The 11,656-nt window shown below is 69.5% G+C and carries 8 protein-coding genes; all 8 read left to right on the top strand.

All coding sequences use genetic code 11. The annotated features are described in order from the left end of the window. Window positions 1-153 precede the first annotated feature (153 nt). The 8 genes from EH199_RS06510 to EH199_RS06480 all read left to right on the top strand — a co-directional run bounded on the left by EH199_RS06510 (window position 154) and on the right by EH199_RS06480 (window position 11,601). On the top strand, window positions 154-846 hold the full coding sequence (locus EH199_RS06510) for a VIT family protein (RefSeq protein WP_190287168.1): 693 nt from the start codon (window positions 154-156) through the stop codon (window positions 844-846). A 7-nt stretch (window positions 847-853) separates the two neighbouring features. Beyond that, the gene (locus EH199_RS06505; RefSeq protein ID WP_124808467.1) at window positions 854-2,095 is read left to right on the top strand and encodes a DUF4010 domain-containing protein; all 1,242 of its coding nucleotides are present in this window, start codon (window positions 854-856) and stop codon (window positions 2,093-2,095) included. Between the two features lie 84 nt (window positions 2,096-2,179). After that, the gene (locus EH199_RS24620) at window positions 2,180-2,968 is read left to right on the top strand and encodes an ImuA family protein (protein ID WP_223806504.1); all 789 of its coding nucleotides are present in this window, start codon (window positions 2,180-2,182) and stop codon (window positions 2,966-2,968) included. Between the two features lie 16 nt (window positions 2,969-2,984). Continuing rightward, the gene (locus EH199_RS06500) at window positions 2,985-4,415 is read left to right on the top strand and encodes a DNA polymerase Y family protein (protein ID WP_255420444.1); all 1,431 of its coding nucleotides are present in this window, start codon (window positions 2,985-2,987) and stop codon (window positions 4,413-4,415) included. Continuing rightward, window positions 4,412-7,633, top strand: coding sequence for an error-prone DNA polymerase (locus EH199_RS06495; protein WP_124808465.1), 3,222 nt, complete (start codon window positions 4,412-4,414; stop codon window positions 7,631-7,633). The genes EH199_RS06500 and EH199_RS06495 overlap by 4 nt, the downstream gene beginning before the upstream one ends. A gap of 46 nt (window positions 7,634-7,679) precedes the next feature. After that, window positions 7,680-8,852 carry an aminotransferase gene (locus EH199_RS06490; protein WP_124808464.1) on the top strand — a complete coding sequence of 391 codons (1,173 nt, stop codon included), beginning with the start codon at window positions 7,680-7,682 and terminating at the stop codon, window positions 8,850-8,852. 71 nt (window positions 8,853-8,923) lie between these two features. Continuing rightward, window positions 8,924-10,654, top strand: a complete 1,731-nt coding sequence (locus EH199_RS06485; RefSeq protein ID WP_124808463.1) for a copper resistance system multicopper oxidase — start codon at window positions 8,924-8,926, stop codon at window positions 10,652-10,654. 2 nt (window positions 10,655-10,656) lie between these two features. After that, window positions 10,657-11,601 (top strand): copper resistance protein B, encoded by a 945-nt coding sequence (locus tag EH199_RS06480; protein WP_223806503.1) that lies wholly within the window; start codon window positions 10,657-10,659, stop codon window positions 11,599-11,601. Window positions 11,602-11,656: the final 55 nt, after the last annotated feature.

The following is an 11,656-nucleotide window of genomic DNA, read 5'->3' as shown; positions in this document are numbered from 1 at the left end:
CCGGTTTCGCGGGTTGTGGCGCCATCGCCAAGCCCAAAGAGGGGCGCCCTCTATAACCTGGGGTTATAGGACGTATGCGACGTGGCACGCCCCTCCATGGCGGTGTAAGACCGTCGCAACCAAAGGAAAGGAACCGCCTTGCGCCGTCCCCTGATGCCACATCATCGCGAAAGCCATCTCGTCGCCCGGATCGGCTGGCTGCGCGCGGCCGTGCTGGGCGCCAACGACGGCATCGTCTCCACCGCCAGCCTGATCATCGGCGTGTCGGCATCGGGCGCTTCACGCTCCTCGCTGCTGGTTTCGGGAATCGCCGGGCTGGTCGCCGGGGCGATGTCGATGGCCGCTGGCGAATATGTCTCTGTCAGCTCCCAGTCCGACACCGAACGCGCCGACCTGGATCGCGAACGGCAGGAACTGGCGACCCAGCCCGAAGCCGAACTCGATGAACTGGCCGGCTTCTATGTCGAACGCGGGGTGGAACCCGATCTGGCGCGCAGCGTCGCCGCGCAGATGATGGCGCGGGATGCCTTGGGCGCCCATGCCCGCGACGAACTGCACATCACCGAACTGACGACCGCGCGCCCGGTCACGGCCGCCTTCACCTCTGCGGCGACCTTCACCGCCGGAGCGCTGCTGCCGGTTATCCTTGCCGCGGTTCTGCCCGCAGGCGTGACCGTGGCGGGCGAAGCGGTGGGGTCGATCCTGTTCCTCGCCCTGCTCGGCTGGATCGGTGCGCGGGCGGGCGGGGCCAGCCCGGCGCGGCCGGTCTTGCGCGTGGTGTTCTGGGGGGCGCTGGCCATGGCCATTACCGCCGGGATCGGCCGACTGGTGGGCGCGAGCGTCTGACCCGTTGATGGCGGCGCCGTCTTCCCTCATCGGCCTGCTTGCCGCGGTTGCCGCCGGGCTGCTGGTGGGGATCGAACGCGGCTTCAGCCAGCGCGCAGAAGGCGAAGGCAACCGGGTCGCGGGGTTCCGCACGTTCGGGCTTATCGGTCTGCTGGGCGGCATCGCGGGATTGCTGGGCGATGGCCTGGCTGCGGTCATCGGCCTCGGCACGCTGGCGGTCCTTGTCGTCGGCTATGTCCGCACCATGCGCGAAAACCGGCTGTCCGCCACGACGACGATCGCGGCGATGCTGACATTCGGCGTTGGGCTGGTCGCGGTGCGTATTTCGCCGACCGTGGCGCTCGGCGCGGCGGCGGCAATGTTCGCGATCCTAAGTGGCCGGCAATCGATGCATGCGCTGCTCAGGGGCCTGAACGCCGAGGAGGTGGAGGCGGCCGCCCGCTTCGTACTGGTCGCGCTGGTCGTGCTCCCCTTGCTTCCGGATGCTGCCTATGGCCCCTACGAGGCGTGGAACCCGCGCCGTATCTGGCTGGTCGTGGTCTTCGTGACCGGACTGTCGTTCGCGGGTTATGTCGTGACGCGGCGCTACGGGACCAATCGCGGCATCCTGTTCGTCGCGCTGACCGGGGCCATCGTCTCGTCGACGGCGGTGACGGCGGAATATGCGCGCCGTTTGCGTTCCGAACCCGAAGCGCGCGGGGCCCTGACCGCCGGAATCGCGCTGGCTTCCATCGTCATGTTCGTGCGCGTGCAGCTGCTGGTGCTGGCACTCGTGCCGCGTGCCCTGCCCTCGCTTGCGGTAGCCATGGCGCCTGCCACGCTCGTTGCCGGGCTGCTGGCGCTGATCGCCTGGCGCAGACAGGAAACGCGAACCGGGGAAGTAACGCTGGGCAATCCGCTTAGCTTTACCCCCGCTCTGCTGCTGGCGGGACTGGTCGCCGTGCTGTCGCTGGCGGCGCGTTGGGCGCTGTCCCGCTTCGGCAGCAGCGGCATCGCGGTGGTGTTGGGACTGATCGGCGTGTCCGACGTGGACGCGGCCGTGCTGACGCTCGCCAACCTTCCCGCCGACGCGCTGGACGGGCGCACCGCCGGTCTTGTCCTTTCCGCCCCGATCCTGGCCAATACCGCGGTCAAGGCCGGCATGACCGCGGTAATCGGCTGGCGCGCCGGCGGCGTGCGCGCCGCCTTGCCGCTCGCCGCTTCGCTGGTGGCATCGGGTGCGGCGCTGGCCGGCTGGGCGCTGCTTTAGACGTTCGTCCCCACTCCATCATCGGCGATGGACAAATCCCCCTCAAAGTTGGAACATAAAGAGAACAATTATGTGATTCGGAGTATGACTGGCAACGTCTTTCCACTCGGCCGGCCCTTGCGGCCCGAGGCAAGGGAACGGGTTTCCGCACGGATGCCACCGCTCGATGCGGGTGGGCTCCATGAAATCCACGCCGCGCCGGAAGACTGGGCGGCGGCCATGGCCTTCGCCCTGTTTTCCACGATCCGCCGGGACAGCGCACAAGACAGGCATGAGGTAGGCAGGCACGGGCAGGCGATCTTCCTGATCGGCGGCCCCGGCCCCGCGGCTTTTCCCGTCCTGCCTTGCGCGGAAGGGCTAGCGGCCCTGGGCCTTGCGCCAGAGCAGTTGGTAATCGTGCGGACGGCCAGCGAGCTGGACCTGCTGCGTGCGGGGCTGGAAGCGGCCCGTTGCCCCGGCGTCGGCACGGTCCTGCTGCAAACGCAGGGCCGGCTGGCGCGCTACGATCTCACCACCAGCCGGCGCCTGGCGCTGGCGGCGGAACAGGATGGCAAGGGAGTGATCGTGCTGCGTGGCGATGCCCCGCCCCGCCCCAGCGCGGCCCGCACCCGCTGGGCCATCACCAGCGCGCCTTCCACGGCGCTGGAAGCGAACGCGCCGGGCTGGCCGGCCATCGAAGCGGAACTGTTGCGCCAGCGCGGCGGCATGGGCGGCCTGCGCTGGCGGCTGGAATGGAATGCGGAACATGGAACCTTCCGGGAAGCGGAGCGCGCCCTCCATCACGGACCGGCGCTGTCTGGCACTGTGGTTCCCGTACCTGGCGTGCGAGCGGGCGCGGGAAGCGGCGGCTTCGTCCCTCCCCGCGCCGCCTGAGCCGTTCGCGCTGGTCATGCGCACGGGCAACGCCCTGCGCCTGGCGCAGGTGGACAGCCATGCCCGCAAGGCCGGTCTTTCCGCCGGGATGACGCTGGCGGACGCACGGGCGCGCTGCCCCACGCTGGCGACGCTGCCGTGCGATCCCGCCGCCGAGCGGCAGGCGCTGGATCACCTGGCCCGGGCCATGCTGCGCTTCACCCCGGTGGTCACGCCCGATCCGCCCGACGGGCTGATCCTCGACGTGACCGGCTGCGCGCACCTGTTCGGCGGAGAGGACGCGCTCGCCCGCCGCGTCCTCGCCGCCACGCGGGCCACCACCCGCCATGCTTTCGCCGGCAACGCCATGGCCGCGCGCGCGCTGGCCCGGCATGGCGCGGACGGGAACCGGGGCGACATCCACGCCCTGCCCGTCAACGCGCTCGACCTGCCCGATGATGCCCTGACCGCGCTGCGCCGCGCGGGGCTGCGCACGATCGGCGATCTGGCCCGACGACCACAGGCGGGGCTGGCGGCGCGCTTCGGCGAAAGCGCGGTCATGCGTCTGCGGCAGCTGCTGGGCGAAACGGCCAGCCCCGTCGCCCCGCGCCTGCCCCCCGTCCCGGTCCGGGCCGAGGCCCGCTTCGCCGAGCCGCTGATCCGCACCGACGATGCGCTGGAGGTGATCGAGGACCTGCTGCGGCAGGCCGCGCGCCAGATGGAGCAGCGGCACGCGGGCGGGCGCCGGTTCGCGGTCACGCTGGAGCGCAGCGACGGCGCGCGGCGGCGGCTCGCGATCGATACCGGCAACCCGGTGCGCGATCCCGCCACGGTGCTGCGCCTGATGCGCGAACGCATCGATACGCTGGCCGATCCGCTCGATCCCGGTTTCGGCTTCGACGCGATCCTGCTCGATGTCCCCCGCGTGGAACCGCTTGCCCCCCGGCAGGATGCGCTGGAAGGCGGGCGTGCAGCGGCCGATGATACGCTCGATGCCCTGATCGATCGGCTCAGCGTGCGGCTGGGCGCGGACCGGGTCACGCGCCTGCACCCCGCCGACACGCATATTCCCGAAGCCGCGCAACGCCTGCGCCCGGCCATCGAGAACACGGTATCGGCCCCGGTTTCGACATGGCCCCTCGCTTCAGGAAGGGACGTGGCGCTCCGCCCCCTCACCCTGTTCGATCCGCCCCAGCCGGTCGCCGTGATCGCCGGCGTGCCGGACGGACCGCCGCAGCGCTTCCGCTGGCGGCGCAAGGTCCACGAGGTGCGGCTGGCGGAAGGCCCGGAACGGATCGCGCCCGAATGGTGGCGGCGGCAGGATGGGCACCTCGGCAAGCTGGGCGGCCTCACCCGCGATTATTACCGGATCGAGGATAGCGAAGGCCGCCGCTACTGGATGTTTCGCCACGGCCTGTTCGACGAAAAAAGCGATCCGCGCTGGTTCCTGCACGGCCTGTTCGCATGACCGTGCCGCCCTTTTTCGCCGAACCGGTCGCGGCCAGCAATTTCAGCTTCCTGCGCGGTGCCTCGTCCGCCGAAGCCATGGTGGCGCAGGCGCACGCGCTCGGCATGGCCGGCATCGGCATCGCCGATCGCAATACCGTGGCCGGCGTGGTCCGCGCCCATCGCGCGTGGAAGCAGGTCGGCGGGCCGGGCGGCGGCTTCCACCTGATCGTCGGTGCGCGGCTGGTCTTTGCCGATGGCACGCCCGACGTGGTCGCCTATCCCACCACACGGCACGGCTGGGGCCGGCTGACCCGCCTGCTGACGGTCGGCAACCGCCGCGCCGAAAAGGGATCGTGCCACCTGAATCTGGCCGATCTGCTCGACCATTGCGAGGATATGGCGCTGATCGCGATGGACGGCGATGCCGCGCTGCTGCGCACGCTGCGGCAGGCCACCCCGCATCTGTGGCTGGCGGTCACCATGCCCCGCGCCGGGCGCGACGCGCGGCTGCTGGCGCGGCGGCTGGCGCTGGCCACGCAAACCGGCGTTCCCCCGATCGCCAGCAACGATGCGCTGTACGCCACGGCGGACACGCGGCCGCTGCACGACGTGCTGACCTGCATCCGCGAGGGGCGGACCTTGCAGACTGCCGGACGCCTGCTGGCCGCCAACGGCGAACGGCACCTGAAGCCCCCGGCGGAAATGGCCCGTCTGTTCCAGGCCTGTCCGCACGCGCTGGCGGCGACGCGCGACCTGTTCGGTTGCATCGCCTTCACGCTGAACGACTTGCGCTACGAATACCCGCACGAACCCGTTCCCCAAGGCTGGGAGCCGCAGGCCTGGCTGGAACATCTGGTCCACGAAGCGGCCATGCGGAAATTCCCCGATGGCCTGCCCGACGCCTACCGCCGGACGCTGGACGAGGAATTCCGCCTGATCCGCGACCGGGCCTACGCCTATTACTTCCTGACCGTGCATGACGTGGTGCGCCATGCGCGCAGCCTCGATCCGCCGATCCTGTGCCAGGGGCGCGGCAGCGCGGCCAATTCGCTGGTCTGCTACCTGCTGGGCGTGACGCCGATCGATCCGGTGCAAGAAAAGCTGCTGTTCTCGCGCTTCCTGTCCGAGAACCGCAACGAACCGCCCGACATCGACGTCGATTTCGAGCACGAGCGGCGCGAGGAAGTGATCCAGTACATCTACGAACGCTACGGCCGCGAGCGCGCCGGCATCGCCGCCACGGTGATCCACTATCGCCAGCGCAGCGCGATCCGCGAAGTCGGCAAGGCGCTGGGGCTGACCGAGGATGTGACCGCGCGGCTCTCGGGCACGATCTGGGGAAGCTGGGGCGGCGGAGAACTGCCCGAGGCGCGGCTGGGCGAAGCCGGCTTCGATGCCGCCAATCCCGAACTCGCCCGCCTGCGCGATCTGGTCGGCCAGATCCTCCAGTTCCCGCGCCACCTGTCGCAGCACGTCGGCGGTTTCGTGCTGACCCAGGGTCGGCTCGACGAACTCGTGCCGATCCACAATGCTGCAATGCCCGATCGCACCTTCATCGAATGGGACAAGGACGACATCGACGAACTGCAGATCATGAAGGTCGATGTCCTCGCGCTCGGGATGCTCACCTGCATCCGCAAGAGCTTCGACCTGATGCGCCAGTGGCAGCTGGGCGATCACCGGCTGGATACCGTGCCGCAGGACGATGGGGCGACCTATGCCATGCTCCAGAAGGGAGACAGCATCGGCACTTTCCAGGTCGAAAGCCGCGCGCAGATCGCCATGCTGCCCCGGATGAAGCCGGCCACCCTCTATGACCTTGTCATCCAGGTTGCCATCGTGCGGCCGGGTCCGATCCAGGGCGGCATGGTCCACCCTTACCTGCGGCGGCGCAACGGCGAGGAAGCCGTCGTCTTCCCCGGCCCGCCGGGCGAGTTGCGCGACGTGCTGGGCAAGACGCTGGGCGTGCCGCTGTTTCAGGAACAGGCGATGAAGCTCGCTATTGTCGCCGCCGGGTTCTCCCCGGCCGAAGCCGACGGCCTGCGCCGCGCCATGGCCACGTTCCGCCGCAACGGCACGATCCACAACTACGAGGAAAAGCTGGTCGAAGGCATGGTCCGGCGCGGCTACGAACGCGATTTCGCCGAACGCTGCTTCGAACAGATCAAGGGCTTCGGCGACTATGGCTTTCCCGAAAGCCACGCGCAGGCCTTCGCCTCGCTCGCCTATGTCTCCGCCTGGCTGAAATGCCACTATCCGGCGGTCTTCGCCTGCGCGCTGCTCAACAGCCAGCCGATGGGCTTCTATGCCCCCGCGCAGATCGTGCGCGATGCGCGGGAACACGGCGTTACCGTCCACCCGATCGACGTGGGCGCGAGCACGTGGGACAATACGCTGGAAGGCGCGCGGGTGCTGCGGCTGGGCCTGCGCCAGATCGACGGTTTCCGGCAGGACTGGGCAAAAGCCATCGCCCGCGTGCGCGGCGACGCGCCCTTCGTCTCGATCGAGACGCTGGCCCACCGCGCCGATCTGCCGCCCCGCGCGCTGCATCTGCTGGCCGATGCCGATGCGCTCGGTTCGCTGGGCCATGGCCGGCGCGAGGCGGGGTGGGAAGTGCGCCGGATGCCGCCGGTGCAACTGCCACTGTTCGCCGCGATGGACGCGCCCGAACTGGGCCGCGAACGCGATCCCGCCCTGCCCGCGCTGCCGCTTTCGGAAGAAGTGGCGGCCGATTACCAGACGCACCGCCTGTCGCTGAAAGGCCACCCCATGCAGTTCCTGCGCGCGCGCTTTGCCCGGCGGGGCGTGCTTTCCTGCGCCGATGTCAACGCCGCGAAGGACGGCGCGCGCGTGCGCTGCGCCGGCGCGGTGCTGGTCCGCCAGCGGCCGGGCAAGGGCAACGCGGTGTTCATCACGCTTGAGGACGAGACGGGAATCGTCAACGCGCTGCTGTGGGCGCGCGATTTCGAAAAGCAGCGCCGCGCCGTCATGGCCGCGCGGCTGATGGTGATCGCAGGCGAAATCCAGCGCAGCAAGGAAGGCGTCGTGCATCTGATGGCCAGCCGGGTGACCGACGTGACCGCCATGCTCGCCCATCTGTCCGAAACGCAGGCCGCGCTTGGCCCGCCTTCCCGCGCCGACGAGGCCATCCGGCCCACCATGCCCAATCCGCCCGGCGCCGCCCGCCGGCACCCGCGCGATGTCCGCATTCTGCCGCGTTCGCGTGATTTTCATTGAAAGGGCGCTTTTCTTCCGCCGCGCCTCCAAGCTAGACCGATCGGCGATGACCACGCCCGCGCAACGCCTCAGTCCGGTCTATACCGGGATGCCCGTCACCATCTTCGAACATATGTCCGGCCTTGCCCGCGAACAGGGCGCGATCAATCTGGGCCAGGGCTTTCCGGACGATACGCCGCCGCCCGAACTGGTCGAGGCCGTCGTCCGCGCCACGCGCGAACGTTCGCACCAGTATCCGCCGATGGCCGGCCTCGCCGAACTGCGCGATGCCGTGGCCGGCTTCTATGCCCGTGCCCAAGGGCTGCCCCTTGCGCGAGACAACGTGATCGTCACCTCCGGCGCGACCGAAGCCGTAGCCGCCGCGATCCTGGCCGTGGTCAGCCCCGGCGACGAGGTGATCCTGTTCGCCCCGGCTTACGACGCCTATGCGCCACTGGTGCGCCGCGCCGGCGGGATACCGGTGTTCGTACCGCTGCGCCCGCCGCACTGGCGCTATTCCCGCGACGCCATCGCCGCCGCGATCACGCCCCGCACCCGCGCGCTCGTTCTCAACGATCCGCTGAACCCCACCGGCACGGTCGCGTCCGACGCGGAACTCGCCGCGCTGGCGGAGCTGTGCGTGGCGCACGACCTGATCGCGATCTGCGACGAAGTCTGGGAGAACGTGCGGTTCGACGGAAAGCCGCACCGTTCGCTGCTGGCCCTGCCCGGCATGGCGGAGCGCACGATCAAGATCGGATCGGCCGGCAAGATCTTCGGCGCCACCGGCTGGAAAGTCGGCTGGATGGTCGCCGCGCCGGCCATGGCCACCGTGCTGGGCCGCGCGCACCAGTTCCTGACCTTCACCACACCGCCGATGCTCCAGTGGGCGCTGGCCGAAGCGCTGGCCGATCCCGCCATCGCCGCCGGGCGTCAGGCCAGCTGGGGCGCCTCGCGCGCCGTGCTGATCGACGGCCTGCGCCGTGAAGGCTTCGCGGTGCTCGACAACGCGGCGACATGGTTCGCCTGCATCGACCTTGCGGCGTCGGGCATCGCGCTCGACGATCGCGCGTTCAGCGAGCGCGCGGTGCGCGAGGCGGGCGTCGCCTCGATCCCGCTCTCCGCGCTGTGGGAAGGCCCCGACGGCCCCACGTCGATCCTGCGCCTGTGCCACTGCAAGCCGGCGGCGATGCTGGAAGAAGCCGTCCTCCGTCTCGCCCGCTGGCGCGAGAGCCTCTAAACCGCGTTCTTTCACAGGGCGTGCATTGCGCCGCTGGACGACATGGGCCAGCAGCGCCTATCTCCCGGTCCATGGCCGAACCTATTGTTTTCAACCGCCGTGACCTGCTCATGGGACAAGGCGCGCTGGCGCTTTCCGCTACGCTGGCTCCGCTGTTCCCCGCCTGGGCGCGCGGCGCGCACGGCGGTCATCATGGTATGGCGGTCGGCCCCGACGCAACGGCCGGCATCGGCGAGGCGCTCAGCGGTGATCGGATCGCGCTGACGATCGGGGAAAGCCGGTTTTCGGTCGGGAAGCGCGCGGCCGCCGCCGTCAGCATCAACGGCTCCATTCCCGGCCCGCTCATCCGCCTACGCGAAGGGCAGACCGTGCGGATCGACGTGACCAACCAGTTGCGGGAACAATCCTCGATCCACTGGCACGGGCTGCTCGTGCCGTTCCAGATGGACGGCGTGCCCGGCCTCAGCTTCCCCGGCATCGATCCGGGCGAGACGTTCGCCTATGAATTCCCGGTGCGCCAGGCCGGCACCTATTGGTATCATAGCCATTCGGGCATGCAGGAGGCAGTCGGCCTCTACGGCCCGATCGTGATCGATCCCGCCACGTCCTCCGGCGTGACATACGATCGCGAATACGTGCTGATGCTGGCCGACTGGAGCCCGCTCCATCCGCACGCGATCATGCGCCAGTTGAAGGCGATGAGCGGCACGTTCAACATGCGCAAGCAGACGCTGTCCGGCCTGCTCGCCGGACGCGACCAAAGCGCGAAGGACCGCTTCGCCTGGGCCGGGATGCGCATGGACCCGACCGACATTTCCGACGTGACCGGCTCCACCTACAGCTACCTCGTCAACGGGCATGACAGCGCGGCGAACTGGACCGCGCTCTATGCCCCCGGCGAACGGGTGCGCCTGCGCGTGATCAATGCATCCGCCATGACCAACTTCAACTTGCGCATTCCCGGCCTGGCGATGACCGTGATCGCCGCCGACGGACTGGATGTTCAGCCGGTGGAAACCGATGAAATACAGATCGCTATCGCCGAAACCTACGACGTGATCGTCACGCCGGCAGACGCCGGCCCGCATGCGATCGTGGCTGAGGCGCTGGACCGCAGCGGGCAGGTACGCGCCACGCTGGCCACCCAGCCGGGAATGGTGGCGCCGATCCCGCCGATCCGCTCCCGGCCCGTCCTCACCATGCGCGATATGGGCATGGATATGAAGGGCATGGGCGAAATGCACCATTCGATGGCCATGCGCGATGGCGCCAACGCGCCGTCGGTGAAGATGGGGCCGGGCGTCGCCATGATCGCGCCGATGCCGGTGAACCGGCTGGCCGACCGCCCCACCGGCCTGGAGGACGTGGACCACCGCGTCCTCACGTATGCCGACTTGCGCGCGCGCGATGCCAACCCGGATAAGCGCACGCCCACGCGAGAGATCGACGTCCACCTGACCGCCAACATGGAACGCTACATGTGGTCGATCGACGGCCAGACGATCTCCGGCGGCGCGAAGCCTATTCCGTTCCGGCTGGGCGAGCGGGTGCGCGTGACCCTGATCAACGACACGATGATGCCGCACCCGATCCACCTGCACGGCCACTTCTTCGAACTCGTCACCGGCGATCCGGGGCATCGCCCGCGCAAGCATACGGTCAACGTCCTGCCGGGCGGCAAGGTCGCGTTCGATCTCACCGCCGATGCCGAGGGCGACTGGGCGTTCCACTGCCACATGCTGCTGCACATGCACGCGGGGATGATGCGCGTCGTCACCGTGCGCCGCGAAGGGGAGGCGTGACCGTGCGCGCCCTGCCCCTCCTGCTCGCCGCCGCCACGTTCACGCTGGCCATGCCCGCCCACGCACAGGATGCGCACGCCCAGGATGTTCACGCGGGACACGACATGGGCGCCATGGATCATTCGGGCCACCCGATGCAGGGCATGGAGCAGAGCGATCCGCACGCGGGGCACGCCATGCCCGCCTCGGATGAAGACGATGCCGACACGCCCGGCGACGCACCGCCTCCCCCCGTCCCCACCGACCATCCGGCCGACCGCTTCTTCGATCCCGCGCGCATGGCCGCCGCGCGTGCCGATCTGGCAAGGGAAGGCCGCTTCTTCGGCAACGCGCTGATCGTCGACCGGCTGGAATACCGCGCCGTCCGCGGGCGTGACGGCTATGGCTGGCAAGGCGAGGCCTGGATCGGCGCCGATCTGGACAAGCTGGTCATCGCCAGCGAAGGCGAAGGCGCGTTCGGCGAAACGGCGGAGCGGATCGAACTGCGCGCCCTGTGGCGCCACGCCATCGCACCCTATTTCAACGTGGAAGCCGGGGTCCGCCACGATTTCCAGCCCGGCCCGCAACGCACGTACGCCACGTTCGGGATAGACGGCCTGGCCCCCTACTGGTTCGATGTGGAAGCGCAGCTGCTGGTCTCGGACAAGGGCGATGTCCACGCCCGCGTCGAAGGCAGCTACGACCTGCGGCTGACCAACCGCCTCATCCTCCAGCCCGCCGTGGAACTTGACGCCGCGTTCCAGGACGTGCCCGAACTGCGCACCGGCGCGGGCTTCGACCGGCTCGAAGCCGGGGCGCGGCTACGCTACCAGATCACACGCCAGCTTGCGCCCTACATCGGCGTCCACTGGGAACGCCGGCTCGGTGAAACCGCCCGCCTTGGCGCGTTGGCCGGCGAAAGGGCCTCGACCGTCAGCCTGGCGATCGGCGTCCGAAGCTGGTTCTAGGAAGCGAGGCGCGATGACCAATCGCCGAAAGCCTGATCGAACCACGTTTGGCTGC

Origin of the sequence: Novosphingobium sp. LASN5T (assembly GCF_003856955.1) — a bacterium.
In the GTDB taxonomy this organism is placed as follows: Bacteria; Pseudomonadota; Alphaproteobacteria; order Sphingomonadales; family Sphingomonadaceae; genus Novosphingobium.
The sequence above is the reverse complement of the archived record's forward strand: the minus strand, read 5'-3'. Positions and strand labels throughout refer to the sequence as shown.

Excerpts from the sequence above, each read along its gene's own strand:
- EH199_RS06510 (WP_190287168.1), top strand. The coding sequence starts at position 154 with ATGCCACATCATCGCGAAAGCCATCTCGTCGCCCGGATCGGCTGGCTG.
- EH199_RS06505 (WP_124808467.1), top strand. The coding sequence starts at position 854 with ATGGCGGCGCCGTCTTCCCTCATCGGCCTGCTTGCCGCGGTTGCCGCC.
- EH199_RS24620 (WP_223806504.1), top strand. The coding sequence starts at position 2,180 with ATGACTGGCAACGTCTTTCCACTCGGCCGGCCCTTGCGGCCCGAGGCA.
- EH199_RS06500 (WP_255420444.1), top strand. The coding sequence starts at position 2,985 with ATGCGCACGGGCAACGCCCTGCGCCTGGCGCAGGTGGACAGCCATGCC.
- EH199_RS06495 (WP_124808465.1), top strand. The coding sequence starts at position 4,412 with ATGACCGTGCCGCCCTTTTTCGCCGAACCGGTCGCGGCCAGCAATTTC.
- EH199_RS06490 (WP_124808464.1), top strand. The coding sequence starts at position 7,680 with ATGACCACGCCCGCGCAACGCCTCAGTCCGGTCTATACCGGGATGCCC.
- EH199_RS06485 (WP_124808463.1), top strand. The coding sequence starts at position 8,924 with ATGGCCGAACCTATTGTTTTCAACCGCCGTGACCTGCTCATGGGACAA.